General features: G+C 64.1%; 29 protein-coding genes. 9 read left to right on the top strand and 20 right to left on the bottom strand.

The window, feature by feature from the left end:
- Window positions 1-7 precede the first annotated feature (7 nt).
- The gene (gyrA, locus tag O5K31_RS06320; RefSeq protein ID WP_442867779.1) at window positions 8-2,659 is read right to left on the bottom strand and encodes a DNA gyrase subunit A; all 2,652 of its coding nucleotides are present in this window, start codon (window positions 2,657-2,659) and stop codon (window positions 8-10) included.
- 244 nt (window positions 2,660-2,903) lie between these two features.
- On the opposite strand from gyrA, the gene O5K31_RS06315 reads away from it, so the two are divergent.
- Complete coding sequence (locus O5K31_RS06315) at window positions 2,904-3,425, top strand: superoxide dismutase family protein (RefSeq protein WP_269716460.1); 522 nt, start codon at window positions 2,904-2,906, stop codon at window positions 3,423-3,425.
- On the opposite strand, the gene O5K31_RS06310 is transcribed toward O5K31_RS06315, so the two are convergent.
- Window positions 3,418-4,620: an adenosylmethionine--8-amino-7-oxononanoate transaminase gene (locus O5K31_RS06310; RefSeq protein ID WP_269717009.1), complete on the bottom strand. Its 1,203-nt coding sequence runs from the start codon at window positions 4,618-4,620 to the stop codon at window positions 3,418-3,420. The two genes, O5K31_RS06315 and O5K31_RS06310, sit on opposite strands and share 8 nt — an antisense overlap.
- Window positions 4,621-4,758: 138 nt before the next feature.
- On the opposite strand from O5K31_RS06310, the gene bioF reads away from it, so the two are divergent.
- Window positions 4,759-5,922, top strand: a complete 1,164-nt coding sequence (bioF, locus tag O5K31_RS06305) for an 8-amino-7-oxononanoate synthase (RefSeq protein ID WP_269716459.1) — start codon at window positions 4,759-4,761, stop codon at window positions 5,920-5,922.
- A complete protein-coding gene (bioD, locus tag O5K31_RS06300; protein WP_269716458.1) occupies window positions 5,919-6,578 on the top strand; it encodes a dethiobiotin synthase in 660 nt (219 codons plus the stop codon). Before bioF ends, bioD begins: the two co-directional genes overlap by 4 nt.
- Here the strand turns inward: bioD and O5K31_RS06295 are convergent.
- From O5K31_RS06295 to flbT, 12 genes are all read right to left on the bottom strand, one after another.
- Window positions 6,549-7,466: a DMT family transporter gene (locus O5K31_RS06295; RefSeq protein ID WP_269716457.1), complete on the bottom strand. Its 918-nt coding sequence runs from the start codon at window positions 7,464-7,466 to the stop codon at window positions 6,549-6,551. The two genes, bioD and O5K31_RS06295, sit on opposite strands and share 30 nt — an antisense overlap.
- Window positions 7,467-7,627: 161 nt before the next feature.
- Complete coding sequence (ssb, locus tag O5K31_RS06290; protein WP_269716456.1) at window positions 7,628-8,140, bottom strand: single-stranded DNA-binding protein; 513 nt, start codon at window positions 8,138-8,140, stop codon at window positions 7,628-7,630.
- 121 nt (window positions 8,141-8,261) lie between these two features.
- Window positions 8,262-8,645 carry a hypothetical protein gene (locus O5K31_RS06285; RefSeq protein WP_269716455.1) on the bottom strand — a complete coding sequence of 128 codons (384 nt, stop codon included), beginning with the start codon at window positions 8,643-8,645 and terminating at the stop codon, window positions 8,262-8,264.
- 11 nt (window positions 8,646-8,656) lie between these two features.
- Window positions 8,657-9,316 carry a hypothetical protein gene (locus O5K31_RS06280; protein ID WP_269716454.1) on the bottom strand — a complete coding sequence of 220 codons (660 nt, stop codon included), beginning with the start codon at window positions 9,314-9,316 and terminating at the stop codon, window positions 8,657-8,659.
- Between the two features lie 68 nt (window positions 9,317-9,384).
- Complete coding sequence (locus O5K31_RS06275; protein WP_269716453.1) at window positions 9,385-12,324, bottom strand: hypothetical protein; 2,940 nt, start codon at window positions 12,322-12,324, stop codon at window positions 9,385-9,387.
- Between the two features lie 78 nt (window positions 12,325-12,402).
- Complete coding sequence (pseH, locus tag O5K31_RS06270; protein WP_269716452.1) at window positions 12,403-12,957, bottom strand: UDP-4-amino-4,6-dideoxy-N-acetyl-beta-L-altrosamine N-acetyltransferase; 555 nt, start codon at window positions 12,955-12,957, stop codon at window positions 12,403-12,405.
- A 23-nt stretch (window positions 12,958-12,980) separates the two neighbouring features.
- On the bottom strand, window positions 12,981-13,820 hold the full coding sequence (locus O5K31_RS06265; RefSeq protein WP_269716451.1) for a flagellin: 840 nt from the start codon (window positions 13,818-13,820) through the stop codon (window positions 12,981-12,983).
- Between the two features lie 158 nt (window positions 13,821-13,978).
- A complete protein-coding gene (locus O5K31_RS06260; RefSeq protein ID WP_269716450.1) occupies window positions 13,979-14,263 on the bottom strand; it encodes a flagellar protein FlaG in 285 nt (94 codons plus the stop codon).
- Window positions 14,264-14,379: 116 nt separating this feature from the next.
- Complete coding sequence (locus O5K31_RS06255; protein WP_269716449.1) at window positions 14,380-15,201, bottom strand: flagellin; 822 nt, start codon at window positions 15,199-15,201, stop codon at window positions 14,380-14,382.
- Window positions 15,202-15,479: 278 nt separating this feature from the next.
- Window positions 15,480-16,301, bottom strand: coding sequence for a flagellin (locus O5K31_RS06250; protein ID WP_269716448.1), 822 nt, complete (start codon window positions 16,299-16,301; stop codon window positions 15,480-15,482).
- A gap of 272 nt (window positions 16,302-16,573) precedes the next feature.
- Window positions 16,574-16,933, bottom strand: a complete 360-nt coding sequence (flaF, locus tag O5K31_RS06245) for a flagellar biosynthesis regulator FlaF (protein ID WP_269716447.1) — start codon at window positions 16,931-16,933, stop codon at window positions 16,574-16,576.
- Entirely contained in the window at window positions 16,899-17,318 is a 420-nt protein-coding gene (flbT, locus tag O5K31_RS06240) for a flagellar biosynthesis repressor FlbT (protein WP_269717008.1), read from the bottom strand. The genes flaF and flbT overlap by 35 nt, the downstream gene beginning before the upstream one ends.
- A gap of 144 nt (window positions 17,319-17,462) precedes the next feature.
- Here flbT and O5K31_RS06235 point away from each other — a divergent pair, with 144 nt between their 5' ends.
- A complete protein-coding gene (locus O5K31_RS06235) occupies window positions 17,463-19,289 on the top strand; it encodes a tetratricopeptide repeat protein (RefSeq protein ID WP_269716446.1) in 1,827 nt (608 codons plus the stop codon).
- Here the strand turns inward: O5K31_RS06235 and O5K31_RS06230 are convergent.
- Window positions 19,286-20,203 carry a methyltransferase domain-containing protein gene (locus tag O5K31_RS06230; RefSeq protein WP_269716445.1) on the bottom strand — a complete coding sequence of 306 codons (918 nt, stop codon included), beginning with the start codon at window positions 20,201-20,203 and terminating at the stop codon, window positions 19,286-19,288. The genes O5K31_RS06235 and O5K31_RS06230 overlap by 4 nt on opposite strands.
- 160 nt (window positions 20,204-20,363) lie before the next feature.
- Between O5K31_RS06230 and O5K31_RS06225 the strand changes: the two genes are divergently transcribed.
- The 3 genes from O5K31_RS06225 (at window position 20,364) to O5K31_RS06215 (ending at window position 22,426) form a co-directional block, all read left to right on the top strand.
- Window positions 20,364-20,627 carry a hypothetical protein gene (locus O5K31_RS06225; protein ID WP_269716444.1) on the top strand — a complete coding sequence of 88 codons (264 nt, stop codon included), beginning with the start codon at window positions 20,364-20,366 and terminating at the stop codon, window positions 20,625-20,627.
- Between the two features lie 111 nt (window positions 20,628-20,738).
- Complete coding sequence (locus O5K31_RS06220) at window positions 20,739-21,620, top strand: AAA family ATPase (protein ID WP_269716443.1); 882 nt, start codon at window positions 20,739-20,741, stop codon at window positions 21,618-21,620.
- 110 nt (window positions 21,621-21,730) lie between these two features.
- On the top strand, window positions 21,731-22,426 hold the full coding sequence (locus tag O5K31_RS06215) for a hypothetical protein (protein ID WP_269716442.1): 696 nt from the start codon (window positions 21,731-21,733) through the stop codon (window positions 22,424-22,426).
- Between the two features lie 20 nt (window positions 22,427-22,446).
- Here the strand turns inward: O5K31_RS06215 and O5K31_RS06210 are convergent, their stop codons facing one another.
- Genes O5K31_RS06210 through O5K31_RS06200 form a run of 3 tightly spaced genes read right to left on the bottom strand, consistent with a single transcriptional unit; the run spans window position 22,447 to window position 23,924 of the window.
- Window positions 22,447-22,818, bottom strand: a complete 372-nt coding sequence (locus O5K31_RS06210) for a hypothetical protein (RefSeq protein WP_269716441.1) — start codon at window positions 22,816-22,818, stop codon at window positions 22,447-22,449.
- Between the two features lie 60 nt (window positions 22,819-22,878).
- Window positions 22,879-23,694 (bottom strand): universal stress protein, encoded by an 816-nt coding sequence (locus O5K31_RS06205; RefSeq protein WP_269716440.1) that lies wholly within the window; start codon window positions 23,692-23,694, stop codon window positions 22,879-22,881.
- On the bottom strand, window positions 23,691-23,924 hold the full coding sequence (locus O5K31_RS06200) for a hypothetical protein (protein ID WP_269717129.1): 234 nt from the start codon (window positions 23,922-23,924) through the stop codon (window positions 23,691-23,693). Before O5K31_RS06200 ends, O5K31_RS06205 begins: the two co-directional genes overlap by 4 nt.
- Between O5K31_RS06200 and O5K31_RS06195 the strand changes: the two genes are divergently transcribed.
- A complete protein-coding gene (locus O5K31_RS06195) occupies window positions 23,853-24,446 on the top strand; it encodes an HD family hydrolase (RefSeq protein ID WP_269716439.1) in 594 nt (197 codons plus the stop codon). The two genes, O5K31_RS06200 and O5K31_RS06195, sit on opposite strands and share 72 nt — an antisense overlap.
- Window positions 24,443-25,429, top strand: a complete 987-nt coding sequence (locus tag O5K31_RS06190) for an NUDIX hydrolase (protein WP_269716438.1) — start codon at window positions 24,443-24,445, stop codon at window positions 25,427-25,429. The genes O5K31_RS06195 and O5K31_RS06190 overlap by 4 nt, the downstream gene beginning before the upstream one ends.
- Here O5K31_RS06190 and O5K31_RS06185 read toward each other — a convergent pair.
- A complete protein-coding gene (locus O5K31_RS06185; RefSeq protein ID WP_269716437.1) occupies window positions 25,426-26,328 on the bottom strand; it encodes a sterol desaturase family protein in 903 nt (300 codons plus the stop codon). The two genes, O5K31_RS06190 and O5K31_RS06185, sit on opposite strands and share 4 nt — an antisense overlap.
- The gene (locus O5K31_RS06180) at window positions 26,325-26,648 is read right to left on the bottom strand and encodes a hypothetical protein (RefSeq protein WP_269716436.1); all 324 of its coding nucleotides are present in this window, start codon (window positions 26,646-26,648) and stop codon (window positions 26,325-26,327) included. Before O5K31_RS06180 ends, O5K31_RS06185 begins: the two co-directional genes overlap by 4 nt.
- Window positions 26,649-26,721: the final 73 nt, after the last annotated feature.

Raw genomic sequence — 26,721 nt, 5'->3', positions numbered from 1 at the left:
TGAGCGTCTACGGGGTCTCGTCCGCCCCGCTTTCCTCGTCATCGACGCCGCCGGCCTCCGCCAGACGCTCGACACTCACGACATGCTCATCGCCCGACTTGCGGAAGATGGTCACCCCTTGGGTGTTTCGCGCTGCAACACGGATTTGAGCGACGGGGCAACGTATCAATTGCCCCGCGTCTGTCACCAGAAGGATTTCGTCGGAGTCCTCGACCGGGAACGAAGCCGCCAGCTTGCCGCCGCGCTTGGTGACGTCGTGGGCGATCAGGCCCTGCCCGCCACGGCCCGTCCGGCGATAGTCATAGGCGCTGGTGCGCTTGCCGAAGCCTTCGGACGAAACGGTCAGCACGAACTCCTCGGCGGCGCCCAGTTCGGCGAACCGCTCGACGCTGAGCGAAACGGCGCCGTCGGCGACATCCTCTTCCTCGTCCGGCGCGGGGGCGGCGTCCGCCTCCCCTTCACCCGTCGCGGCGCGCAAGGCGTTGGCCTGTTTGAGATAAGCGGCGCGCTCGGCCGGAGAGGCGTCGACGCTGCGCAGGATGGCCATCGAGATGACAGTGTCGTCCTCGGCCAGCTTGACGCCGCGAACACCCGTGGATTCCCGGCCCGCGAAGACGCGAACCTCATCCACGGCGAAGCGGATGCAACGCGCCAGGGCCGTGGTCAGCAGCACGTCGTTTTCGGTGGTGCAGAGGCCGACGCCGATGATGTGGTCGCTCTCGTCCAGCTTCATGGCGATTTTGCCGTTCCGGCGGATGTCGGCGAAGTCGGACAGCTTGTTGCGGCGCACATTGCCGCTTGCGGTGGCGAACATCACGTCCAGGCGGTCCCAGCTCGCTTCGTCCTCCGGCAACGGCAGAATGGACGTGATCTGTTCGCCCGGCTCGATTGGCAGCAGGTTCACGAACGCCTTGCCGCGCGAGGTCGGATTACCCAGCGGCAGACGCCAGACCTTCAGCTTGAAGACCTTGCCGCCCGAGGTGAAGAACAGCACCGGCGCGTGGGTCGAGGCCGAGAACACACGGGTGACCGCATCTTCTTCCTTCGTCGCCATGCCGGAGCGGCCTTTGCCGCCGCGATGCTGGGTCCGGTAGCTGGCCAGCGGTGTGCGCTTGACGTAGCCGCCATGGGTGACGGTGACCACCATCTCCTCGCGGGGGATCAGGTCTTCGTCATCGACGCCGGCTTCGCCGTCCACGATGGGGGTGCGGCGCGGAATGGCGAAGCGCTCACGCACTTCCACCAGTTCCTTGCGCACCACGCCCATGATGTTAGCGCGGTCCGACAGCAGCTCCAGATAGCCACGGATGGCTTCGGCCAGCGTGCCGGCTTCCTCGAAGATTTCCTCCCGTCCAAGGCCGGTCAGACGCGAAAGCGTCAGGGCCAGAATGGCGCGGGCCTGCTCGTCGGTCAGGCGGACATTGTTGTCATCCAGCATGACCGTGCGCGGGTCGGCGATCAGCTCGACCAGCGGAATCATATCGCCGGCCGGCCAGTTGCGATCGCACAGGCGCTCGCGCGCCTCGGCCGGGTCCTTGGACGAACGGATGATGTGGATGAACTCGTCGATATTGACCACGGCGATGGCCAGACCGACCAGGACGTGGCCGCGGTCGCGCGCCTTGCCCAGTTCGTACTTGGTGCGGCGAACCACGACTTCCTCGCGGAAATCGATGAACGCCGACAGCATCTCGCGCAGGCCCATCTGCAGGGGCCGTCCGCGATTCAGCGCCAGCATGTTGACGCCGAACGAGGTCTGCAGGGACGTGTAGCGATAAAGCTGGTTGAGCAGCACATCGCCCGAGGCTTCGCGCTTCAACTCGATCACGATGCGCATGCCGTCGCGATCGCTTTCGTCGCGCAGGTCGGAAATGCCCTCGATCTTCTTGTCGCGGACCAGTTCGGCGATGTGTTCGACCAGGCTGGCCTTGTTCACCTGATACGGGATCGCGGTGATGATGATGGCTTCGCGGCCCTGGCGGATTTCTTCGATCGTCGCGATGCCGCGCATGATCACCGAGCCACGGCCGGTCTGCAGGGCCTGACGCGGCCCCGAACGGCCGATGATCTCGCCGCCGGTCGGGAAGTCCGGCCCCGGAACGATGTCCAGCAGGTCGTCCAGCGCGATGTCCGGCGTGTCGATCAGCGCTAGTGCCGCATCGACGACCTCGCCAAGGTTATGAGGCGGGATGTTGGTCGCCATGCCGACGGCGATGCCGCCCGCGCCATTGACCAGCAGGTTCGGAATCCGGGCCGGCAGGACGACCGGCTCCAGTTCCTTGCCGTCATAGTTCTCCTGGAAGTCGACGGTGTCCTTGTCGATATCGGCCAGCAGCGCCGTGGTCGGCGGCGCCATGCGGCTTTCGGTGTAGCGCATGGCCGCCGGCATATCGCCGTCAATGGAGCCGAAGTTTCCCTGACCGTCGATCAGCACCAGGTTCATCGAGAACGGCTGGGCCATGCGGACCATGGCGAAATAGACCGAAGCATCGCCGTGCGGGTGGAAACGACCCAGCACGTCACCGACCACGCGGGCCGATTTCGAGTACGACTTGTCGGGGGTCATCCCGAGGTCATGCATCGAGTAGAAGATGCGGCGATGCACCGGTTTCAGACCGTCGCGCACGTCCGGCAGGGCGCGGCTGACGATCACGCTCATGGCGTAGTCGAGATACGAACGCTTCAGTTCGTCTTCGATGGCGATGGGGGCCACGCCCCCACGCAGGACGGCGGAGTTTTCTGAGTCGTCAGTCACTGTGGGGAATGGACCGGAATCGCTGAATTTTCACCGCTCTTGTTACCATTCCTACGGCGCGCGCGCAAAAAATCGCACGCTTTCCGGAACCCTATTTCGCCGGCTAAGGTTGAGATCAGTTCGCACCTGCATTTTTGGAGCCTCCCCAATGCGCCTGATCGCCCTCGCCGCCGTGACCGCCATGGTCGCCACCGCCGCCGTCGCGCAGACGCCGCCCTCCGCCGAGATCAAGAACAACGCCGGCGCCGCCGTCGGTTCGGCGACTTTCCGGGAAGGACCCAAGGGTGTGCTGGTGCAGGTGAAGGTCAGCGGCCTGACCCCCGGCTGGCACGGGATTCACTTCCACGCGGTGGGCGACTGCTCCGACACCGCCAAGTTTCAGAAGTCCGGCGCACACATCAATCACGCCGGTGATCACAAGATGCCACACGGCCTGTTGAACCCGGCCGGCAGCGATTTCGGCGAACTGCCCAACATCTTCGCCGGCGCCGACGGCGTTGCGGAAGCCCAGCTTTGGACCAGCCTCGTCTCCTGGTCGGGCAAGGACGGCCGCCCCGGCCTGGCCGACGCCGACGGCTCGGCCTTGGTCATTCACGCCAACCAGGACGACCACCTCAGCCAGCCCATCGGCGGCGCGGGTGATCGCGTAGCCTGCGCGGTTATCAAATAGCGGCCAGCACAGTGCGGATGGCGGCCGTCAGAGTCGCCAATTCCGCATCGGATACGACGAAGGCCGGAGTCAGATAGACGATCTTCCCGAAGGGCCGGATCCAGACTCCCTGATCGACGAAAGAGGCGGTGAGCGCGGAAGCGTTCACCGCCTCTTTCATCTCCACCACCCCGATCGCGCCAAAAACCCTCACGTCGGTCACGCCGGGCAGTCCGCGACAGGGCTCCAGCCCCTCACGCAGGCCGGCGGCGATGCGGGCCACATCAGCCTTCCACTCTCCAGCTTCGAACAGGTCCAGCGACGCGTTCGCCGCCGCGCAGGCCAGGGGGTTGGCCATGTAGGTCGGCCCGTGCATCAAAGCGGCGTCGGCCTGGTCGCTCCAGAACACCTCGAACACATGCGATCGCGCCACCGCCGCTGACAGCGGCAAGGTTCCCCCGGTCAGGGCCTTGGACAGGGTGACGATATCGGGGATCACCGCCGCCGCCTCCATGGCGAACATCGTGCCCGTGCGGCCAAAGCCGGTGAATATCTCGTCGAAGATCAGCAGCACGCCATGCTTGTCGGCGAGGCGCCGCAACCGACGCAGGGTCTCGGCGTCGTGCATCAGCATGCCGCCCGCCCCCTGGACAAGCGGCTCGACCAGTATGGCGGCGATCTGCGCGCCGCGCTCCACCAGCAGAGCGTCCAGCGCCGCCTCCGACAGCTCGTCAATCGGCAGGTCGCCGATGACCTGCGACGGCATCACTCCGGCGAACAGGGCGTGCATCCCCTCTTCCGGGTCGCAAACCGTCATCGTGGCCAGGGTGTCGCCGTGATAACCGCCGCGGAAGGCCAGGAATTTGGACCGGCCTCGTTCGCCCCGGTTCAGATGGAACTGCACCGCCATCTTCATGGCGATCTCCACCGATACGGAGCCGCTCTCGGCCAGGAACACGTGGTCCAGGTCGCCCGGCAGCAGGTCAGCCAGACGCAGGGCCAACCGATAGCCCGGCTCGTGCGCCAGGCCGCCGAACATCACGTGCGGCATGCGATCCAGTTGCTCGCGCACGGCGGCGGCGATGTGCGGGTGGTTGTAACCGTGGCAGGCCGTCCACCACGACGCCACGCCATCAATCAGCTCGCGGCCGTCCTCAAGGATCAGCCGCGCGCCTTGCGTTCGCGCCACCGCGAGCGGCGCGGGCGCGGTCTTCATCTGGCAATAGGGCCGCCAGACGTGCGGCGCACCGGCGGTCAACCAACCCGGCTGGGCGTTGCTCACGAGGGAATCTCCATTGCGCTGACGGTGGGCGTTGCTATGCCCTGCGCCCCTCGATCGCAAACGGAACGGTTCATGGACAGCCTTGAGGCCTTCGCCGCCGGCAAGCTCGCCGGGCTCGACGCCCGCAGCCTGCGACGCACGCTCAAGCCGACCCACCGCCTCGACGGCTTGTGGGTCGAGCGCGGCGGTCGACGCCTGCTGTCCTTTTCCTGCAACGACTATCTGAACCTGTCGCATCATCCGGCGGTGAAGGCCGCGGCGCGCGAAGCGGTCGATCTGTATGGCGCGGGCGCGGGCGCATCGCGGCTGGTGACGGGCGACCACCCGCTGCTGTCCGAACTTGAAACCCGGCTGGCGGGGTTGAAGGGAACCGAGGCGGCGTGTGTCTTCGGATCTGGATACCTGGCCAATACGGGCGTGATCCCCGCCTTCGCCGCCCCCGGCGACCTGGTGCTGATTGATGAGCTGGCCCACGCCTGCATCTGGGCGGGCGCCCAGCTGTCGGGCGCTGAGATCATTTCCTTCCCGCACAACGATGTCGCCGCTCTGGAAGCGATGCTCATCGCCCGCCGCTTGGAATTTCGCCATGTGCTGGTCGCCACCGACGGCGTGTTTTCAATGGACGGCGATCTCGCGCCGCTGGACACCCTTTCCGACCTCTGTCGCCGGCATGACGCCTGGCTGCTCAGTGACGACGCCCATGGGGTCGGGGTGCTTGGCGATGGTCGGGGCTCGGCCCACGAGTTCGCCAACACGCACATCCCGCTGCAGATGGGCACCCTGTCCAAGGCCATCGGCGGCTATGGCGGTTATATTTGCGGTTCGAAGGCGGTGATCGACCTACTGAAAACCCGAGCCCGGACGGTGATTTACGCCACCGGCCTGCCGCCCGCCTCGGCCGCCGCCGCCATCGCGGCGCTGGACATCATCGAGAACAATCCCGCCTTGGTCACGGCGCCGCTAGCCAAGGCCCGCCTGTTCACCCGGGCCGCCGACCTTCCCGACGCGACCAGTCCCATCGTCCCTGTGATCATCGGTAAGGCCCAGGCCGCCCTCGACGCCGCCGCAATGCTGGAGGCCGAAGGCTTCCTCGCCGTCGCCATACGCCCGCCGACGGTGCCCGCCGACACGGCGCGCCTGCGCTTGGCCTTCACCGCAGCTCATCCCGACGCGGAGATTCTGCGCTTGGCCGAGTTGGTCCGAGGACTTGTCTCTACGACAGGAGTCGCCGCATGAGCGCCATGTTCATCACCGCCACGGGCACGGACGTCGGAAAGACCTATGTCGCCTGCGCCCTGATCCGCGCCCTGCGTGCGGAAGGGCGGGCGGTTCGCGCCTTCAAACCAGTGGTCAGTGGTTTCGACCCAGCCGATACGGACGCGAGTGATCCGGGCCGCCTGCGCGCCGCGCTGGGTGACGGCGCGCCGTCGTTGGAGGATATCTCGCCGCTGCGCTTCGCCGCCCCCCTCTCCCCGCCACTGGCCGCGCGCCTGGAAGGCGTTCACCTTGAACTCGACCGGCTCGAAGCCCTTTGCCGCACCCAGATCGCGGGTGACGGCCCGCTGCTGATCGAGGGGGCGGGCGGCGTCATGTCGCCCCTGACCGATGAGGCCACGAATCTCGACCTGATCGCGCGGCTCACGCTCCCAGTCATCCTCGTCTGCGGCAGCTACCTTGGCACGATCAGCCACACGCTCACGGCGCTGGAAGTGCTGAAGGCTCGCGGCGTGACTGTCGCCGCCATCGTCATGAGCGAAAGCGAAGGCGCGCCCGACCTTGGGGAGACGGCCGCCAGCCTCGCCGCTTTTGTCGGCGAGATTGCAACCCTGACGGCGCCTCGTCACGCTGACGGCTGGGACGCCTCAGACTTGGCTCGCCGCCTGCAGCTGTAGCGCCGCGAGCCGAGCTCTGCGCCGTTCGTCAAAGGTGACGATGGCGACGCCCGCGAGCGTCGCCATCCCGCCGCCGATCAGTTGCACGGTGACCTTGTCGCCCATCAGCAAGATGCCGATGGTGCAGGACACCAGCGGCGTCAGCAGGAAGAAAGGCGTCACCCGAGAAGGTTCTCGCCGCTGCACCAGCCAGAACAGCAGGCTCGACGCGCCGATGGATGAGGCCAGGCCCGCGAAAACGACGCACGCCCAGGCCAGCGGCGAAGCGTCCATCACCTGGGCCTTGAGATTAGGCTCGAAGCCAAAGGCGGCGCCCAGCAACAACGGCGCGGCGACGAGGGATGTCAGGGCCTGCATCTTCAATGGTCGCACGCTAGGCAGGCGGCGAACCAGCACCGTCGCCAGCGCCCAGATCGCGGCCCCGGTGATGATGAGCACAATGGGGATGAAGTCCGTCGCCGTATGCGGGTCGAGGGTCATCCAGGTCACCCCGGCGAAGGCCACGGCCAGCCCCAGCGCCGCCGCCCGGGTCATTCGTTCGCCCAGGACTCTCCAGGCGAACAGCACCGTGAAGGGAATCCACAACTGGCTGGCCACCACCAAGGGGCTGAGCTGCTCGGCCAAGCCAAAGCCGATATAGACGAAAGCGAAGTGGATCGGCCCCGAGAGAATGACGATCGGCCACATTCGCCTCAAGTCCGGAAACGGCGGCCTGAGCAATGGAAGCAGAACCACCAGCGCGATCAGGAAACGAAAGCCGGCCACGAAGAGCGGAGGCAGTTCCGCGGTAGCCACCTTGGCCGCGGCGTTGTTGACGCCCCAGACCAGGATGATCGTGGCGATTGCGCCGACCTCGACGAGGGTGAAGGGCGAGGAAGTGCGACTCATGGCTCGGAAGGTGGCTGGAACCGCTTCCTCCTAGACCGGAACCGCTGGATTGTCGCCGGACCTATTGCGGTGAACCGGCGCGTCTTGCGGCGTGATCCAGGTGCGAAAACGGCCGCCTCCCAAGGGAAGCGGCCGCTGCAATGTTTCACTGAAGACCGGCCCTAGAACGGAATTTCGTCGTCCAGGTCGGCCGAGAAGTTCTCGCGCGGACCGCTGGGCTGATTGCGCTGGCCGCCGCCGCTGAAACCACCACCGCCGCCACCGCTGTAACCGCTGTCGAAATCGCCGCCGCCCGAGCTGGCGCCAGCCGCGCCGCCGTCGCCGCGACCGCCCAACATGGTCAGCTCGCCACGGAACTTCTGCAGGACGATCTCGGTGGAGTACTTCTCAACGCCGCTCTGGTCGGTCCATTTGCGGGTCTGGATCGCGCCCTCGATATAGACCGTCGAGCCTTTGCGCAGGTAGTTCTCGGCCACCTTCACCAGGTTGTCGTTGAAGATCACAACCCGGTGCCATTCGGTCTTTTCCTTGCGCTCGCCCGAGGTGCGGTCGCGCCAGCTCTCGGAGGTGGCGATGCGCAGATTGGCGACGCGGTCGCCTGACCCGAGGCTGCGGATTTCCGGGTCAGCGCCCAGATTGCCGACCAGAATGACCTTGTTGACGCTGCCCGCCATGGCTCTCTCCCGAGGCTCGCCTGGCGACCCAACCGCGCCAGAATCTTAACGGAACCCTAATCACGCAACCTCGGGGCGCGCAACAGATGTTCCCGATAAGTTCTGTGGACTGTTAGAGCGACTATTGCGGCATTGCGCCGGGGACCGCCAAACGGCCATCGCCGGTGCGGACCAGAGCAAGATAGCGACCGCTCTTCAAGCCACGGCTGACGAAAATGCCCTCACGCTCCACGAACAGGAAGTTGCCCTGATAGGCGCCGACCATCTGCTGCTGGTTCATGCCCATGCGGTTAAAGCGGATACGCATGCCCTCCAGCGTCGCCGCGCAGTTCTCGACGTTGGGGACATTCTTGGCCAAGGAATTGAATTTGAGCTTGCCGTCCTTCTGCGGAGCCACGTGCCAGCAGACCCCCGTGTCGTAAGGCGCTTCCACCGGCTTTTCGCAGCCGGCCACAGCGAGGGTCGCAAAGCCCACAGCGGCGATGATGGCGAACTTGGTCTTCATGGCGTTTCCTCTCAACCGGCCGGCGGCGCGCAGCCGGGCACGGACGGGGCGATGGTGCGGAAGCGGCGATTATCGTTCGAAGCCTCGATACGACCGGACGTCAGACGCAGAGTCTGGTCACCCCAGCGGCCATAGGCCGTGCCCGCATCGCAGCGGCCCGCATAGAGCACCTGAACGCACTCGCTCATGGTCCCCTCGCCTGGGATGCGGCTCCACTGGCCGCCCTCATAGCGCCAGCAGGCGGATACCGGCCCCATGGCTTCCTCGATCTCGGGCCCGGTCGGTGCGGCATTGGGATTGACGGGCGCCGCAGCCTCCGGGGGCGGCAGCGGCGTCAGCATCATGCCCGCCTCGTCAGCGGCGGCCAGAGCGCCTGTCTCATCCACGCCCACGTCGAGCGCGCCTGTCCCCACACCATTGCGCGAGGCGCATTCGGCAAGGGTAAGTTCGCCCACGAACTGGCCGCCGACAAAGCAACGCAGGGGCCGTGCGGGATCAAGCTTGCTCTCTTCCTGCGTCCCCATCTCGACCACCAGTCCGCCCTGCGATGCTGGAGGCGAGGAACGAGAGCCGCCGTCACGCGCCAGCAGGCCAGCGGCGATGGCGACGCCAGCCACAACAGCGACGCCCGCGCCGATGAGGATGAACTTGCGGTCGGTGGGAAATGCCATGAGCGACGCCTACGACGCGGCGGCGCCCGATTCAAGGCGAAGAGCGCCGAGCCAGCCTAGGAAGGGCTTTAGCCGCCGGTCAGTTTCGCCAGGGCGTTCTGGTAGCTCGCGATCTGCTTGGTCAGATAGGCCGGGACCGTTCCGCCCTGCTTGCCCGCGCTTTCGGCGATCGCCGCAGGGGGATTGAGCAGTTCGCGATAGGCGCGCTGGATCGTGGTCATGGCCTTGGTGACGGCGTCCTTGGCCTCCTTCAGGTCGAGCTTGTCCGTCAGGTCGTAGGATTGCGCCAGTTGCAGTCCCCAGATCGCGCCCTTGCCATCGGCCGGAACATTCCGACCTCCCTCCTCGCGGGTCCTGTAGATCAGTCCCTCGGACAGACCGAGCGCCTCGAGCGCGTCCTTGTCGCCCTTGCCCGCGACGATCTCGATGCTGGCGGTGTTGTAGGCGGCGGTGATGCGCAGTTGGCGACGATTGTCGGTGGTCGCGAATTCGACCTTGGCCTGGCTGCCGCTGGCGCGACGGATCTTGTCGGCCAGCGTGTCGAGCGTGTCCTTGGCGTCGATGGTCACGGTCGTGAGCGGGCCGCCCGGACGGGTGCGGATCTGGAACTGATCGCCGGGGCGCACGCCCGTGCCAGACACCAGTAGTTCCGAGGCCTTGGCGAACATCTGGCCGCGCGGCAGGCCAAATGTATCGAGCGCGCTAGCGCCCGCGGCGTCGACCGCGATCGAGGTCGGGGCGGCGATGCCGTCCTTGCCGCTGATGCGCTGCATCCAATCCGCCGCGCCGGTGGTCATGTCGAGCTGCGCGACATAGCCGTCCTGCTTGCCCAGAGGCGTAGTGCCGCCCAGATCCTTGCTGGCTAGGCCGGTCAGATAGACCTTGCCGCCAGCGACGGCCATGCCGGTCACCGTGTCGTCTTCCGCGCCGCCGTAGTAGGTCAGCACATCGTCGGCGGTGCTCGCCAGATCCAACGACAGACTGGCGGCGAAGCCGTCCATCCGGCCCTGCGGTCCGGACTTCTGGTTGCCGATCGTCAAGGCGCCGCTGCCGGACGAACCGCCGATCCAAAGCTTGCCGCCATCGAGAACCAGCCCGGCGATGGATCCGCCGCCCAGAGCGCCGAGGTCGCGCACGGGTCCGCTTGTCACCATACCCGCCGTCGTGGCGCGGGTCGTCTTGACGCCCAACTGGGTTTGGCTTGTATCGCCCCCGGTGGTCGTCACCGTGGACGGCGCGCCGCCATCAACGGTCGTGGTGGTCTCCTCGATGAAACCGCCATTCTGGAAACTGGTGCGCGTGACCGAGGTGCTGGTCAGGGCGACGTCGAAGTTGCGGACCACAGCGCGGCCATTCTCGACCCCGGCCACATAGACCTTGTCCCCATCGACCACGAGGCCGGCGACACTATCCTTCTCGGACGTGCCGAATTGGGTCGTGAACAGCGATTTGGGTTTGCCGTCGGCCTGGGTGGCGAAGGCGGTCAGGTAACCGTCCTGCCCGCCCTTGGGCGAAGCGAACTGCGGCGACGCGGCGCCGTCGTGGCCAGCCATGCCCGAACTGGTGTTGCCGGCGACATAGAGCGTGCCGTCGGCTCCGAAAGCCAGTGCGGTCGCGGAATCGGACTCCAACGCGCCACGACGCACCGTCCAGGTCTCGTCGCCATTGGTGTCGTAAAGCGTGACGAAGCTGTCGGACTTGTCGCTGCCGGAGCCGGAATTGAGCGGCCCGTTGGCGCCGTCCGGCAGGCCGGTCAGTTCACCGGTCACCGAGCCCGCAACGGCGACCTTGCCGTCGGCCGAAACCGCCAGGTTCAGGCCTGACGCGGTCTCCGCTGCGCCCAATGAGCGAGCGAACATCAGGTTACCCGAGGAGTCGTACTTCAGCAGGGCGACGTCCTGCTTGCCCTTGATCGCCTGACTGTCGATGTCGAGCGAGTCGTTCACGCCATGCGAGACGTTGGCCAGCATGTAGATCGAGCCGTCGGCGCCCGTAATCGTCTTCTCAACGCTGTCGATGGTGCCTTGAAGAGTTTCGGTGAACACCGAACCGCCGACCGCCGTCCCGAACGCGCCGTTGATTTTGCTCAGGGTATTTCTGAAGACGCCATCATCGGTCTTGACGTCCTTGTCGGGGTCAGGATCGCCCGAGCGGGTCGTGACATAGACCGCCGGGGCCGAGGTCGGCGCTGAGAATGTCAGCGTCTCGGCCATGTCGCCTTTGACCAGGAATGAAAAATCATCGCCCTTGGCCGGCAGCTTGACGGTCTCCCCGTTGACGCCCTTGACCTCGGTTTCAGCGCCTTTGGTCTGTTTGACGGCGAAAGTCGTCCAGAGGCCGGCGGCCTTGAACTTATCGTTGATGAAGGCGGCGACCGACTGCATCGTTCGTGGCGTAGAACCCATCTCGGACAGGTCAACGTTGATGTCGGTGACAACGCCGAGCTTCTTGACCTGTATCTTGAAGGCTGCCGCTCCTTGGAAAGCGGGAACCTCTTCGCCGGCTTTTCCCGAATAGATCGTGCCGGTGTTGTAGTTGTAGTTGGACTTCTCTACGCCGACCGTACTTTTGACGGTTGATTGCGCCTGCCCCGTGGTGAAACGCACTCCGTCGAGCTTCAGGCTCTGGGTGTACTTCTCGACCTCTTCGAGCCCCTTGGCGAACGTTGATTGGAGGCGTGTCAGTTCGCTGTCCGTGACCCCTTTTTCGCCAGCGCGTTCAATAAGGCCCGACAGCGCGGCCAAACCCTGATGCAGCGCGAAGAGCTTGCGATGGTCTTCGGCCGCCCCAGCGGACTCCAGATTGGCGCCGCCTTCGTCGATGAACTTGCGACCGCCCAGCACTTTCTTAACGAGGGCGTCAGCCTTAAGATTCTCGTTCGAAGACGCCCATGGCGCCACCACGCGGTTGGTCCTGCTGGTCCCGTTCGAAGCGGCAGCGGTCGCTCCCGCGACGCCGGCGCGGGATTGATAGTAGCCAAGCAACAAGCTGCTATCGAAGGTGATCAACAAGCGGCTCCTCGGCGCCCACAGCGCCCCTGCGAAGATTATCGCCGTTCAGGGCTGCCAAGTCGTTAAGACTCGCCCTTAACCGGCGATCATCCGGGCATCGATCAAGGACTGACGGACACGATCGCCTGACGCTTTCCACTCGTCCGCCAGCAAGCCAAGAAGAACGACGTCACAACGCTGGCCGCCCTTCAGGACGTGGGCGCGCAGATAGCCTTCGCGAAGGAAGCCGACAGCGGTCTGCGCCTTAAGGGCAGCATCATTGTCCGCCATCACTTCGGCGAAGACCTTCTCAAGGCCGAGTTCACCGAAAGCCTTATCAATTCCAAGTACTTGCGCGGCGCGTCCAACGCCCCTGCCCCGAGCGTCGGCAGCCCCCAGAAACCAGTTCCAGGCCGCGCGCCGGTGATGGCTTTCGAGCCCCGTCAGGGTCAGCAAGCCAGCAGGCGTATCGCCCTGCTGGATCATCCACCCCCGCATATCGGGATCCGCGCGCAGGGACTCGAACCAAGCCCGGTGCGCAGCTTCGCTCGGAAACGCCGCGTCGGACATCCAGCGATCGACTTCCGGCTCACGACGCCAAGCCAGGAGGACCTGCTCGTCCTCGTCACGCAATTCACGAAGGCTGATCATGTTTACGCCCCCGGGCTAGAAAGTCAGCCCTGACCTTGGAATAGGGACAGGATCACCTGCGGGGCACTGTTAGCGATCGAGAGCGCCTGTACGCCAAGCTGCTGCTGTACCTGAAGGGCTTGGAGCTTGGCGCTCTCCTTGGCCATGTCGGCATCGACCAGGTTACCGACGCCGGCCTCAAGCGTATCGCTAAGCTTGCCGATGAAGGTCAGGTGCGCCTCGATCCGCTTGGCTTGAGAGCCGACAGTGCTGATCGCCCCGTTCGTCGATTGGATGGACGCATCTAGCAGGGTGAGCGCGGCTGCAGCGTTCGACGAAGTCAGGATATCGGATGCCGGTGGGATTTGAACATTCGCTCCCCCGACCGTCAGATCCTGAAGAGTGAGTGTGATCGCCAGCACAGCGTCAGCGTCGGCGAGGAATCGCAGGCTCTGGGAAAGCGAGGCATCGAGAATGTTGGAACCATCGAAGCTGGCGTTCTCGACCACCTGTCCCAACTGGGACAGCAAACCCTGGAAGTCATCATTCAGAGCCCTACGCGCGGAACTACCCAGCGATGTCTCCATCGCCGCGATGACCTTCTCGCGCATCTGATTGAGGAGATTGGAGACGGACTCGCCGGCCGCCATGGCCACGTCGGAAATCGACTGGGCGCGGTTCAAACTCATCTTCACGGAGTTCAGCGAGCTGACGTCCGCCCGTTGGTCTTGGGCGATCGACCAGATCGAGGCGTTGTCCTTGGCGCTGGAAATCTCCAGCGACGTGCTGATGCGATCCTCGGCCTTGCCGAGCTCATCCGACGTCTTGTTAAGATTCTGAAGGGCGATCAGAGCGGACTTGTTGGTATTCACGCTCAGCGTCATGAGCCGTCTCCCGGAGGCTTTTTGCCTGGCCGCAGAGCGCCTCGATTCGGGGACGCTCCGCCATAGAGACGAGCGTTAACCTTAAGAGGTGTCCGTATGGTTAACGGAAATAAACCACGAATTTTAACATCCGCCCGCCCTCAAGGCGGCGCCAAATCTCAGCTCTTGGCGTCGAAGATCGTGCCTGGGACGTAGTCCGGAGACTTCATGACGCGCAGCACTTCCTCGCGCGGAAACTGCGAGAGGACCTCGCCGGTCACCCGGTCGAGTGTCTTGTAGATATAGACGCCGCTGGTTTCGTCCCGCTCGATGAACAGGCGCACGTCCGAGGCCTTGGGCTCGGTCAACGGCTGGCCTGTACGAGCAAAGCCGCCCTCGAGTGCGGGGGCGGCGCGGCCTTCGACATCCACGGTGAGATTCAGTTGAACAACTGGATCGGTCATTTCTCCTGCCGTCAGCCGTTAAAGGCTGACGCCTTCCTGACAAACGGCGCTTCAGGGTCGAAGCGCGCGGCGTGGAGGGTGGAAGGCGGGCCAAAAGCCCGCCTTCCTTCCATTCCTTAGCGGAACAGGCCCAGCACGGTGGAGGTCGAGGAGTTGGCGATCGACAGCGCCTGCACGCCAAGCTGTTGCTTGGTCTGCAGAGCGGTCAGTCGGGCGCTTTCCTTGGCCAGATCGGCGTCGACCAGGTTGCCCACACCGGCGTCGAGGCTGTCTTGCAGCTTGCCGACGAAGGTCAGGTGAGCGTCCAGGCCGGCCGAGTTCGTACCCAGCGAAGCCAGCTTGTCCGTGGCGTCCGACAGAGCGGTCGTCACGGTGCCGATCATCGTCAGCGCTTCCGACGCCGTCGTGAAGCTGGCGCTGGCGGCGATGCTCAGGCCCGACAGCGACAGATCCTTGGCGGTCACGGTGAAGGCGTCGCCCGAATCGTTCGACAGGAACGCCATCGAGCTGACGGTGCCGTCGACGATGTTGGCGCCGCCGAAGCTGGCGTTGCTGACAGCCTTGGTGATCTGGTCACGCAGCGAACCGAAGTCCGCGGCCAGGGTGGCGCGAGCCGAGCTGGTGAGCGAGGTGTCGGCGGCCGCCAGGGCCTTTTCCTTCATCTTGTTCAGCAGATCCACGACCGTGTCACCGGCGGCGAGGCCGACGTCGATGGTCGACTGACCACGTTGCAGCGAGTCGCGCACCGCGTTCAACGAGTTGGAGATGGCCGATTGGTTCTCGGCGATAGCCCAGATGGCGCCGTTATCCTTGGCGGTGCCGACCTTCTTGCCGGTGTTGATGCGGCCTTGGACGATGCCCAGTTCGGTGTTGGTGCCGTTGAGGGTCTGCAGGGCGGCCATGGCCCCGACGTTGGTGTTCACGCTGTTCAGCGCCATATCGAGAGTTCCTTTTTCTCGTATCCGGCGTCGTTTTGACGGCCGGGGGCTTTTTGCCCAGGAACTCGGTAGCAACGACCGGGCCAAACTTGCCTAGCGGGCAGATTTTTCCTAAGCCCCCGAAAATACAGCGTTATAGGTTTGTTTAGAACCAAAATGCCCGGCAACACCTGCCGACTCCAATGAGGAATCGGCAAATGTTGCCGGGCAAAAACGCCTCGATTGTGCTTAGCGATAAGTAAATGGGGAGGCGGCGAACGCCTCCCCATAGTTGGCGGTTAGCCGAAGAGCGACAGGACCGACTGCGGCGCTTGGTTGGCGATCGACAGAGCCTGCGTGCCCAGCTGTTGCTTGGTCTGCAGAGCGGTCAGTCGGGCGCTTTCCTTGGCCAGATCGGCGTCGACCAGGTTGCCCACACCGGCGTCGAGGCTGTCTTGCAGCTTGCCGACGAAGGTCAGGTGAGCGTCCAGGCCGGCCGAGTTCGTACCCAGCGAAGCCAGCTTGTCCGTGGCGTCCGACAGAGCGGTCGTCACGATCGAGATCATGCCCGATGCTTCCGACGCCGACGCGAACGTGGCGCTGGCGGAGATGTTCAGGCCAGCCAGCGACAGATTGCGAGCCGAAACGGTGAACGGATCCCCAGAGTCGTTCGACAGGAACGACATAGAAGTGACCGAGCCGTCGATGATGTTGGCGCCGCTGAACTTGGCGTTGCTGACAGCCTTGGTGATCTGGTCGCGCAGCGAAGCGAAGTCGGCGGCCAGGGTGGTGCGGCTGGCGGTGGTGATAGAGGTGTCGGCAGCAGCTAGAGCCTTCTCCTTCATCTTGTTCAGCAGATCGACGACCGTGTCGCCGGCGGCGAGGCCGACGTCGATGGTCGACTGACCGCGCTGCAGCGAGTCGCGCACGGCGTTCAGCGAGTTGGCGATAGCCGATTGGTTCTCGGCGATAGCCCAGATGGCGCCGTTGTCCTTGGCGGTGCCGATTTTCTTGCCGGTGTTGATGCGGCCCTGCGTCTGCTGAAGCTCAGAATTGGTCTGGTTCAGGTTCTGCAGCGCAATCATGGCGCCGGCGTTGGTGTTCACGGAGTTAGCGATCATAGGTCCCTACCATTTTGGTCGGTGTTTCCGGCACAGTGCCGAGCGAGCGTTTTGCTCACCCCGCGCATCGCAAACGGCGCGCCAAACCAAACTTGCGAAAAAACCCTACGATATCAGATCGTTAACGATCCGCATCCCCGCGACCACACGAGCGCTGCCAGGTAGATTTTTCCGGCGCGGCACATGTTGCCGTGCAACTTGCGCCCTTGGACAAAGAAAAACGGCGCAGATGGGAACCTGCGCCGCCAATTGGATACAACTAAGGGAGAAACTCAGCTGCCCGGTCGCTGGGACAGCCCCTGCATGATCGATCGATTGATATCGATCAGAGGCTCAAAATCCTCCTCCTTGCGCATCACCGCGCTGGAGTGGCGAGCAACCCAGAGGCTCAACGAGATGATCTGTGCCCGCAGAGCCGGGGGAAGCTGATTGGAGGGCTGGGAGCAATCGGTGGCGAAGGCGGACCAAAGGCGGCGATTACGGTCGAGCGCATTCATACGACCATTGAAATCGTCGGCCGGCCCCGACGCCGCTGACATTAGATCACGCGTGACCTCGCCAAAAATCCGATACTCGATCTCGCGAGGCGACTCAGCGCTAATCGCCGTCTGTTGATACGCCCGTAGGGACATTCCCCAACCTCTCGTTCTCGTACTCGATCAGTCGGCGGCTAAGCATCAGCGCCTTGTAGAATTCCTTGGCCAGAACGTACTTCGAAATGGTTACGCAATCAGCCAACACGTCGGGATTACCGATCACGCCCATGAATTCGCTCATGCGCCGGACGAATTCATCGTAGTGGGATTCGAGCTCTCCCCCGTCCAGATACATCATCATCACCGGGAAATAGATCCGGCGCGCCGGCGTAACCGCATCCGCCGTCTGCATGATGTCCTTCTCACGCAGCACCGACGCCTTGTTCTGGAGAATAAGCGTCGAACGCCGATCGCCATTCTGTACGACGGCCCCGTTGAGAACGAACCGCTCCCCAGGCTTTAGTGACAGTTTCAGCGGCACGGTCAGCTTCCCCATTCCAGACAGCTTCTGCCTAGCCAAACATGGTTAACGGATGGTTGCCCGGAGGGCGTGCGCCGACGCCGCCTTAGCAATCGATTAAGCATGTTTGCCCAGCATTGAGCCGTTGGAATCAGGGTTTCTTTAATGTCGCTTCGGAAAACACAAACCTCCTACGCAGCACTGCTCGGCGGCGCGGAAGTCGCGCCCGAGGCGGTTCAACCGAAGATGATGGCCGGCCCGATAGGGGACGCGGCCTCCAGGGAAGCGCTCGACAAACTGACCCGTGCGGTCGCTGAACTTCGCGATCAGGAGGTCCCAGGCCTTCTTTCGCGGGCCATCCGAGCCATAAACGGCCGCAGTTACGTTGAAGGCGAAAAGCTGGCGCTGGCCGCACTCAAGCTTGACGACAAGCAAGGCATGGCTTGGTACGTGCTGGCGGTCGCGCGGGAAAAGCTGGGCGATCTGGGAAGTTCACTGCGATGCTATGATGCCGCTCTGCAGCTACTTGCGGACGAGACGATGGTCGCCCTGGACCTCGGCCGCTTGGCGTCTCGCCTGGATATGCCCGAGTTAGCCATCAAGCTTTATGCGATCTATCTCTCCAAGAATCCTTCGAGTCTAGAAGCCACCAACAACATCGCTACGTCGTTGCGCGACATGGCCCGCTTTGACGAAGCGATCGACGTAATTAAGCCAGTCCTTACAGAAAATCCGAGCAGCCACATCCTGTGGAATACGCTAGGCACAATCCTGAAAAACAAAGGCGACGCACTAGGCTCTTTGGTCTTCTTTGAGGAATCGGCCCGGCTCAAACCCGACTTCGCGCTTGCCCACTACAACCGAAGCGGGGCCCTTTGGGCCGTTGGTGATCTCGCTACCGCGCTCGAGGAATGCGATCTGGCGATCGACTTGGTTGGATCATCCTCCGACCTAGACAACATGAAGTTCTCTAAGGCGATCCTTCTCCTCGCCGCGGGCAGGCTTGAGGAGGGGTGGGCGTTCTACGAGGCTCGTTTCCTTCCGGGACATTCCGAAGCCCCGATTTTCATCGCCGATGCACCGCGATGGACGCCCTCTGACCAACTGGCCGGCAAGCACCTTATGGTTTTCGCCGAGCAGGGCGTGGGCGATGAGATACTGTTTGCCAACATCATTCCGGATACGATCGAGGCGTTGGGTCCAAACGGCATCCTCACCCTGGCGGTGGAGCGCCGCCTTCAGCCGCTCTTCCAGCGCTCATTCCCGACCGCCCGCGTCATCAGCCACAAGACCATTCGCCTCGAAGGACGCGTCAAACGCGGCAGCTTGGAAATCGAAAACTGGAAAGAGATCGATTTCTGGACTCCGATGGGATCGCTGTTGCGTCACTTCAGAAACAAGGTCGAGGATTTTCCCACCACTCCCGGCTTCCTTACCCCAGATCCCGAGCGCGTTGCGCACTGGCGTGGGTGGCTAGACAGCCTGCCGCCCGGACCGAAGGTTGGCGTGCTGTGGAAGAGCATGAAGATCACAGGCGATCGGGCGTCGTCTTACTCTCCATTCCATAGCTGGGGGCCAATCCTGCAAACCCCAGGCGCGACTTTCATCAACATGCAGTACGGCGACGTCGATGAAGAGTTGGCAGATGCCCGAGAGCGGTTTGGCGTAGAGATTTTCCACGCTCCCGGGATCGATCTGAAAACAGATTTGGATGATGTCGCCGCCCTATCCGCGGCTCTGGACGTCGTCGTGGGGAATCCCAATGCGAACACACAGATCACAGGTGCAGTTGGAACACCGGTGTGGATGGTGACCAGCCAAGCCTCCTGGACGCAATTTGGAACAGACCACTATCCGTGGTTTCCACAGGTTCGATGCTTTCCTCGCACCAATTCGCTCGACTGGTCGCCGATCCTCCACGAGGTCGGTCAAAATCTAGCTCGATGCATTAGCGGGGAGAGCCAATTCGGCAGGATCGAGCGCGCCGCCTAGCCAAAACGCCGAAGACCCGTGGCTAGGATCGCCGCGTCCTGTCGTAAGATCGGAAGCCCCTTCAGGATCGGATAGGCGAGACCCGCGTCAGGACAAAAAAGAAAGCCAGCCTCCTCCTCAAGAGCCAAGCCGGTATTCGGACATGCCCACACAAGATTGGACCGTCGAGGGGGCTCTTCACCGCCAGCCAGCGGCGGCGGAGTGATAATGTAGGCGAAGGTTGGGTTGAGAGGGTTGTTCGCGCGTTCCAAGCGCACCTTCTCGTGCAACACTCCGCCACAATCGGCGATCGCCTCTGGAAGGCCCCGGATATAGCCATGACTGTCCATGCGCGCCCGACCTTCGGGGCTGTTGTCCTCATAGGATGGCTCGAACAGGCACACCTTTTGACGCGCCACACGGAACAATTCCCGAAGCGCTTCACGCTCTCGACCGCCGTTGGGCTCGATGGCATGGCTTGTCCAGACCACATCCACACTCTTGGACTGGAAGGGAAGATTCAACATATCGCCCACGGCGAGTGAGAGCCGATCGAGGACTTCCGGCGCTGTTCGCTCAAGCCAAGTGACCGCTGAACGAAGCCGCGACCAACTGATGTCACAGGCAAACAGCCGATGGTGCTCTGAAAATGCATGCTTGCCGACGCTATACAGCGTCGTGCATTCGCCGGTTCCGACGTCGAGGATGGTTTCAGCTTCCGTCAGGTGCGGACGGAGTATTTGGGCGATCTCGATGGGATACGGATTATCGGAGCTGACGAAGCTGGCCACATATGATCCGGCCTGAAGGTCGTAAGCGGCCTCAATGATCGCGCCGGTATTAGCGTCCTCGCCCAAAAGAGCGCGCAAATGCTCGGCGACGTTACGACCCTCACGATAAGCCTGAGTAGCCTCCAAGATATAGGGGTGCTTCACATCAACTCCGCATTCCGCAGCTTCAAGCCCTGGATTAGGCGAACAGTCCCGTTGTTGCAAAGGCGTCGCCCGCTACGCGAGCGCAAGGAACCCGACTCACCCCGGCGGGTTGATTCAGCGCAGGTGGGGACGGTCTCCGCCCGCAGCAGGAGTCGCACCTATGACCCCCGAAATCGACTATCGATTCCATGATCCGCTGCCGCGTCGGCCTGGGCTGGACGACGGCGCGATCCCCGCGCTCTACGCCGACGACACTGTCGATGAGGATGAAGACCTCGACGATGAAGAGGACGAGGATGAACAGGCGACTGACGCCAATCCCCTTCCCCCCAGCCGGCTGGACAAGGAAAAGCAGCTCGACCACGGGCTGAAGGAGACCTTCCCGGCCTCCGATCCCGTCTCGATCAATCCCGGCGCCGACTAGATCGACGCGGACTAGATCGACGCGGACGAACTGATCAGGGCGGCGCGGGACTTGAATGTCCTGCGCCGCCCTTTAGTTTGCGATCTCTTGAACACTTGTTTGGATGATCGCATGGCTGGCCGTTTCGAAGGCACTCAGGATTACGTCGCCACCGAGGACTTGAAGGTCGCGGTCAATGCGGCAATCGCGCTGGAGCGCCCGCTGCTGATCAAGGGCGAGCCCGGCACCGGCAAGACCGTCCTGGCCTACGAAGTCGCCAAGGCCATGGGCTCGCCGCTGCTCACCTGGCACATCAAGTCCACGACCAAGGCCCACCAGGGTCTCTACGAGTACGACGCCGTCACCCGTTTGCGCGACAGTCAGCTGGGCGACGAGAAGGTCAAGGACGTCAAGAACTACATCAAGAAGGGCAAGCTGTGGGAGGCGTTCGAGGCCCCCGCCAAGGGTCAGCCCCGCCCCGTCCTGCTGATCGACGAGATCGACAAGGCCGATATCGAATTCCCCAACGACCTCCTCCAGGAGCTCGATCGGATGGAATTCTTCGTCTACGAGACCGGCGAGACCATCAAGGCCGAGGTCCGGCCAGTGGTGATCATCACCTCCAATAACGAAAAAGAGCTGCCGGACGCCTTCCTGCGCCGCTGCTTCTTCCACTACATCCGCTTCCCGGACGAGGCGACCATGCAGGCCATCGTCGACGTCCACTTCCCCGGCATCAAGGAAAAGCTGGTCGCCGAGGCGCTGCGCATCTTCTACGACATGCGCAAGGTGCCGGGCCTGAAGAAGAAGCCCTCCACGTCCGAGTTGCTGGATTGGTTGAAGCTGCTGATGGTCGAGGATATCGACGAGACGGTCCTGCGCGAGAAGGACCCGACCAAGCTGATCCCGCCCCTGCATGGCGCCCTGCTCAAGAACGAACAGGACGTCCACCTGTTCGAGCGTCTGGCCTTCCTGGCCCGCCGCGAAGGCAGTTCGGGACGCCCCGGCCAATAAGGTTTCTTGCGGCGATTTAATGCTGGGAAGGCGGTTCTTACCGCAATTTCATTGGACCCTCTCTCAGGCGCGCCGCACCCTCGCGGCAAGCTTCGAGAGGGGAGACAACGATGAAACGTCCGTTCCTGGCCACCGCCGGCGTCCTGTGCTTTGCGGGCCTAGCCCTGGCCGCCTGCGGTCCCGATGGCAAACCGCCCAAGCCCTCGAACAACCACTGGAACGACAAGGCGATGACGGTGAAGTCACGTCTGGACTGTCCTGAGAAGCAGGGGGTTCTGACCCGTGTCAGCGCCGCCGCCGACGGCAAGTCTTGCGTTTACACGGGCGACGACGCGGAGATCACCCTTCGTCAGATCGCAATCGGCCCGGATGGCGCTCGCGCGGCCCTGGCCCCCATTGAATCCGAACTGCGCGCGCTCGTTCCCTACAAGGCCAAGCCGCCGGAAAAGACCGGCGAACACACCGAAATCCGTCTTCCGGGCCTTCACATCACCGCGCAGGATGACAGCAGCGGCGGTTCTGCTCAGGTCCGTGTCGCCGGCGTCCACATCAACGCGGACGACAACGGCGCGGAAATCCGCGCCGAGAACTTCGGGGAAAACTCGGTCAAGGCCAGCCTAATTCTGGCGGGCGACAAAATCCCGACCAGCGACCACCCCGTGGTGGGCTACGAAGCCAGGGGTCCTGTGAAAGGCCCGCTGATCGTCGCGGTGGTGAAGTCCAAGGGCAAGGATTACCACAACGACGGAAATGGCGCTTTCATGGACATGAAACGCCTGGTCAAGCGCAACACCAACGAAGACTGAGTTTGGGCGGGTGCGGCCGGTCAGACCGGCTGCACCTCGACCACCTTGTAGGTCAGCGGGCGACCGTCCTCATCCGTCACGGTCACATACTCCCCAACGGCGAACCGGTGCTCGCCGAGGCGATGGACCGGTTCGTCGTCCAGATCATCCTGCCCGTCATAGTCGAAGAACCAGCGGCTTCCTTTGCGGGCCAGGCGGCCATCGGCGGCGTCCTCGTCGGGGGTGAAGCGACGAACGGTGCATTCGGCTTTCGACTTGGAATAGGCCGCCTCGTCCAGCAGGCCGTCGCTGGTCAGCGGCGCGGTCAGCGCGTAGCCGCGATGGTCGTCACCACCAGCGAACTCGGTGCCAGGATTGCGCGCCAGGCGCATCACGATGCGTGACAGGGTCATGGGGTCTTCCCTTCTTCTTGTGGAGAGAATTGCGAGACAAAAACTCGGAGAATTCAGCGACTAGTGAGACAGGAACAGCGACGGGCCGTTCTCGGCTCCCAACAGGGAGCGGGTCGTGCCGCCAAAGATGTATTCCTGAAGACGCGGGTGCCCGAAGGCGCCCGCGACCAGCAGGGACGCACCCAGCCGACTGGCCGCCTCCAGGAGGATCGGCGCGGCGTCGCCGCCTTCCCCGCCCGTCTGCACCTCGGCCGCCACCCCCCGGGCCGCATAGAACGCCTGAAGGTCAGCTGGATCGAACTTGCGGGAGGTCGCGGTCGGCGCGCTGAAGATCACCACTCGCGAGGCCTTCTGCAGCAGCGGCAGGGCCGTACGCGCGGCGCGGCTGGCCTCCTTGCCGCCGTCCCAGGCCACAAGGGCGACGCCGGTGGCGTTAAAGCCAGGCCGCGCAACGATGGTCGGTCGTTGCTCGTCGGCGACAATCTGCTGGAAGGCCTCGGCCAGAGGGCCTCGACCACGCGCCGCGGCGTCGTCGAACACGACCACGTCCGACAGGCGTCCCTGCATGGAAAGGCCTGCCCAGACAGGAGATTCCAGGGAGATGAAGGTCTTGGATTTGGCGGCGCAGGCGTCAAACGCCGAACGCGCGGCACGCTCGCCCGTGGCGGACGCTTCCTTCAGGCTTTCGATGGCGGTGATCTGCACCCCGCCCATGAAGCCTTCGCCCATCCAGGGCATCAAGTCGGCCACGTCAGCGGGGGTATGCACCGCCGCGACCTCGGCCCCGAAGGGCCCCGCCAACGCCGCCGCCGCGGTCAGGACCGCTTCATCGCCCTTGCCGCCGGCTAGCGGCGCCATGATCCTCGCCCAGCTCATGATCCATTCTCCTCTTCGAGGCATTTCTTGTGGGCGGCGACCGGCATGTCGTTGATCTTCATCAACCGATAGGCCAAGCCAACAGCCTTCACTGTAGGAACGATCAAGTGGCGAAAGGGCTGCAAAGAACGAAAGCGCCACCCCGGGCCTGGCAGCGAATGCTGTCCGGCCGGCGCCTGGATTTGCTTGATCCCTCGCCGATGGACATCGAGATCGAGGACATCGCGCATGGCCTGGCTCGCGTGGCGCGCTGGAACGGCCAGACGGTCGGCGAGCACGGCTTCTCGGTAGCCCAGCATTCGGTGGTGGTCGAAGAAATCGCGGCCCATATCCGCCCGGACCTGGAGCCCAAATGGCGGCTGGCCGCCCTGCTGCACGACGCGTCAGAGTACGTGATCGGCGACATGATTTCGCCGTTCAAGGCGGCGCTGGGGGTCAGCTACAAGGACTTCGAGGCCAAGCTCGAGGACGCCATCCATATCCGCTTTGGCCTACCGGTGAAGGTTCCGGCCGACATCAAGAAGCTGATCAAGCAGGCCGACCGCGCCTGCGCCTTCTTCGAGGCGACGCAGCTGGCGGGCTTCTCGGTGGAGGAGTCTCTCGGCTTCTTCGGCGCGCCGCCGCCGGGCTACAACCTGATCATCGATCCGCAGGCTCCGCGCGAGGCGCAGGACCGGTATGTCCACCGCTTCCATGTTCTGTCGGAGGCCGCCGGGTTCGAACCGGTCGCCGCCGCCCACGATACCGAATGATGATGGAGCCGAGCGCACAGTCGGTCGTCATCGGGCTGTCAGCGGTCACCGTCGGCATCCGTGACGGCGAGGCCGTGGTTCTGACCGTGCGCCCGCACGACGCCCTGACGGATAGGACCTCGACCCTGGCCGGCCTGCCCTTTGGCCCGTTCAATCCCGCCGCGGACCGTACGTTCGAACTGGCCCTGCGCGCCTTCGTGACCCAGCAGACCGGGTTCGAACTGGGCTACGTCGAACAGCTCTATACCTTCGGCGACAAAGGCCGCGACGCACCTCGGGCCGAGGTGGGGGCCGGCGCCGCGCGAGTGGTTTCGGTGGGTTACCTGGCGCTCAGCCCGTTCGCCGACGGCGCGGCGGCCGACACCGCTTGGACGCCGTGGTCGCGGTTCTTCCCTTGGGAAGATTGGCGCGAAGGCCGCCCGGCCGCCATCGACGACGCCCTCGCCCCCGCCCTGCGCGCCTGGGCCGGTCAGGATGAAGGCCGCCTGGCCCGTGTCCGGCTGCACTTCGCCCTGGACGGCGCGCCCTGGAACGAGGAGCGGGTGCTGGAGCGGTACGAACTCCTCTACGAGGCCGGCCTGGCCCCCGAAGCCGCCCGCGACCTGGCGCGCGACCAGGGCCGCCCGGCGGCTGAACCCGCCGCACTGTCGCCAGCGTTCGGCGAGCCGATGATTTCCGATCACCGCCGCATCCTGGCGACCGGGCTGGGCCGTCTGCGCGGGAAGCTGAAATACCGGCCCGTGGTGTTCGAACTGATGCCCGCCGAATTCACCCTCAGCACCCTGCAGCGCACGGTGGAGGCGATCGCCGGCGTGGCCCTGCACAAGCAGAACTTCCGCCGCGTGGTCGAACGCACCGACCTGGTGGAAGGTCTCGGCCGCCTGGATGTGGAGACCGGCGGCCGGCCCGCGGAGCTGTTCCGCTTCCGCCGCGAGGCGCTCAGCGCGCGGCCGGCATCGGGGCTGTCCCTGCCGCTGCTCTAACCGCCCTGACCCGTCCGGGCCCGCCACTTGGCCTTGAGGGTGGCGGAGGTGTCGCGCGATCCGTCCGGGCTCCAGCCGGGCGGGCCGAACAGATAGCCGGCCACCTCGCGCGGAGAGCGGGCCTTCATCAGGTCCTTGCCAATCCCGATCCACTCATGGAACGCCACGTGGAAGAGGTTGAAGCCGCCCAGGTTGCGCACCAGTCCATAGCGCGGAGGCTCCTCATCCAACTCGGGCGTGAAGGTGCCAAAGAGGCGATCCCAGATGATCAGGATGCCGGCGTAGTTAGCGTCCAGGTAACGCGCGTTGCGGGCGTGGTGGACCCGGTGGTGCGAGGGCGTGTTGAACACGGCCTCGAACCAGCGTGGCATGCGCTTGACCGCCTCGGTATGAATCCAGAACTGGTAGACGAGGCTGATCCCCTTCTGGATCGCCACCATGGCCGGCGGGAAGCCGATGAAGCTCAGCGGCAGCCATAGCAGCCAAGTCCCAGCCACCCCGCCCGTCCAGGTCTGTCGCAGGGCGGTGGTCAGGTTGTAGTGCTGCGAAGAGTGGTGGTTTACATGACTGGCCCACCAGAACCGCCGCTCATGCGAGATCCGGTGGAACCAGTAGTAGGTCAGGTCCTCGGCGAAGAAGATCACGACCCAGGCCCAGATGGCCGTCATCGGGATGTCGAACAGCCGATGCTGGTAAACCCATACGCTGGCCCCGAAGATCAGACCGGCGGTGAACAACCCGGCGATGCTGCTGCCCAGACCCATCAGCAGGGATGTGGCGGCGTCCTTGGTCTCATAGGCCGCCTTGGCCTTGCCAAGACGCGCCAGGATGATCTCCAGCACAATGGCCAGGACGAAGAACGGAATGGCGAGGGTGACGGGATCGAAGGCGGGCTTCATGCGCGCACCCCCTTGGGCGGCCAGGGCGTCGCGCCGATGAAGTCGTCGCGCCACGCCACAAGCCGAGCCACATAGCTGTCCCCCAGTTGGAACAGCACCAGCGCCTGTTCGCCAGCGCGGGCGACGGCGCCGCGGCCGTCATCGGCGATCCAAATATTTTCAGGCGTGATGTCAGGAAAATCGTCAGCGAGGATGGCTCGCGCAGCCGCCTCGTCCAGAGGCGGCGTCGATCGTGGAATCTTGGCCCACCAGGCCAGACCCACCATGCCGGCCACCGCGAGGGCCGACCCGAAAAGCTCTACAAGCAGCGCCTTGTTCACGCGACGCTTCCTCCCCTTGAAGGAGGACCGTCCGTCAAGGTGACGGCGCCGTCAAGAACGGTGAAATGTCGCT

The sequence above is a fragment of the Caulobacter sp. NIBR2454 genome, from assembly GCF_027474405.1.
Classification (GTDB): domain Bacteria; phylum Pseudomonadota; class Alphaproteobacteria; order Caulobacterales; family Caulobacteraceae; genus Caulobacter.
Note: the sequence above shows the minus strand (reverse complement) of the source record. Positions and strands in the feature narration are given on the sequence as shown.

Bases quoted from the DNA above. Each gene is read 5' to 3' on its own strand.
- gyrA (WP_442867779.1), bottom strand. From the start codon at position 2,659: ATGAGCGTGATCGTCAGCCGCGCCCTGCCGGACGTGCGCGACGGTCTG.
- O5K31_RS06315 (WP_269716460.1), top strand. From the start codon at position 2,904: ATGCGCCTGATCGCCCTCGCCGCCGTGACCGCCATGGTCGCCACCGCC.
- O5K31_RS06310 (WP_269717009.1), bottom strand. From the start codon at position 4,620: ATGAAGACCGCGCCCGCGCCGCTCGCGGTGGCGCGAACGCAAGGCGCG.
- bioF (WP_269716459.1), top strand. From the start codon at position 4,759: ATGGACAGCCTTGAGGCCTTCGCCGCCGGCAAGCTCGCCGGGCTCGAC.
- bioD (WP_269716458.1), top strand. From the start codon at position 5,919: ATGAGCGCCATGTTCATCACCGCCACGGGCACGGACGTCGGAAAGACC.
- O5K31_RS06295 (WP_269716457.1), bottom strand. From the start codon at position 7,466: ATGAGTCGCACTTCCTCGCCCTTCACCCTCGTCGAGGTCGGCGCAATC.
- ssb (WP_269716456.1), bottom strand. From the start codon at position 8,140: ATGGCGGGCAGCGTCAACAAGGTCATTCTGGTCGGCAATCTGGGCGCT.
- O5K31_RS06285 (WP_269716455.1), bottom strand. From the start codon at position 8,645: ATGAAGACCAAGTTCGCCATCATCGCCGCTGTGGGCTTTGCGACCCTC.
- O5K31_RS06280 (WP_269716454.1), bottom strand. From the start codon at position 9,316: ATGGCATTTCCCACCGACCGCAAGTTCATCCTCATCGGCGCGGGCGTC.
- pseH (WP_269716452.1), bottom strand. From the start codon at position 12,957: ATGATCAGCCTTCGTGAATTGCGTGACGAGGACGAGCAGGTCCTCCTG.
- O5K31_RS06265 (WP_269716451.1), bottom strand. From the start codon at position 13,820: ATGACGCTGAGCGTGAATACCAACAAGTCCGCTCTGATCGCCCTTCAG.
- O5K31_RS06260 (WP_269716450.1), bottom strand. From the start codon at position 14,263: ATGACCGATCCAGTTGTTCAACTGAATCTCACCGTGGATGTCGAAGGC.
- O5K31_RS06255 (WP_269716449.1), bottom strand. From the start codon at position 15,201: ATGGCGCTGAACAGCGTGAACACCAACGTCGGGGCCATGGCCGCCCTG.
- O5K31_RS06250 (WP_269716448.1), bottom strand. From the start codon at position 16,301: ATGATCGCTAACTCCGTGAACACCAACGCCGGCGCCATGATTGCGCTG.
- flaF (WP_269716447.1), bottom strand. From the start codon at position 16,933: ATGTCCCTACGGGCGTATCAACAGACGGCGATTAGCGCTGAGTCGCCT.
- O5K31_RS06235 (WP_269716446.1), top strand. From the start codon at position 17,463: ATGTCGCTTCGGAAAACACAAACCTCCTACGCAGCACTGCTCGGCGGC.
- O5K31_RS06225 (WP_269716444.1), top strand. From the start codon at position 20,364: ATGACCCCCGAAATCGACTATCGATTCCATGATCCGCTGCCGCGTCGG.
- O5K31_RS06220 (WP_269716443.1), top strand. From the start codon at position 20,739: ATGGCTGGCCGTTTCGAAGGCACTCAGGATTACGTCGCCACCGAGGAC.
- O5K31_RS06215 (WP_269716442.1), top strand. From the start codon at position 21,731: ATGAAACGTCCGTTCCTGGCCACCGCCGGCGTCCTGTGCTTTGCGGGC.
- O5K31_RS06210 (WP_269716441.1), bottom strand. From the start codon at position 22,818: ATGACCCTGTCACGCATCGTGATGCGCCTGGCGCGCAATCCTGGCACC.
- O5K31_RS06205 (WP_269716440.1), bottom strand. From the start codon at position 23,694: ATGAGCTGGGCGAGGATCATGGCGCCGCTAGCCGGCGGCAAGGGCGAT.
- O5K31_RS06195 (WP_269716439.1), top strand. From the start codon at position 23,853: ATGCTGTCCGGCCGGCGCCTGGATTTGCTTGATCCCTCGCCGATGGAC.
- O5K31_RS06200 (WP_269717129.1), bottom strand. From the start codon at position 23,924: ATGCGCGATGTCCTCGATCTCGATGTCCATCGGCGAGGGATCAAGCAA.
- O5K31_RS06190 (WP_269716438.1), top strand. From the start codon at position 24,443: ATGATGATGGAGCCGAGCGCACAGTCGGTCGTCATCGGGCTGTCAGCG.
- O5K31_RS06185 (WP_269716437.1), bottom strand. From the start codon at position 26,328: ATGAAGCCCGCCTTCGATCCCGTCACCCTCGCCATTCCGTTCTTCGTC.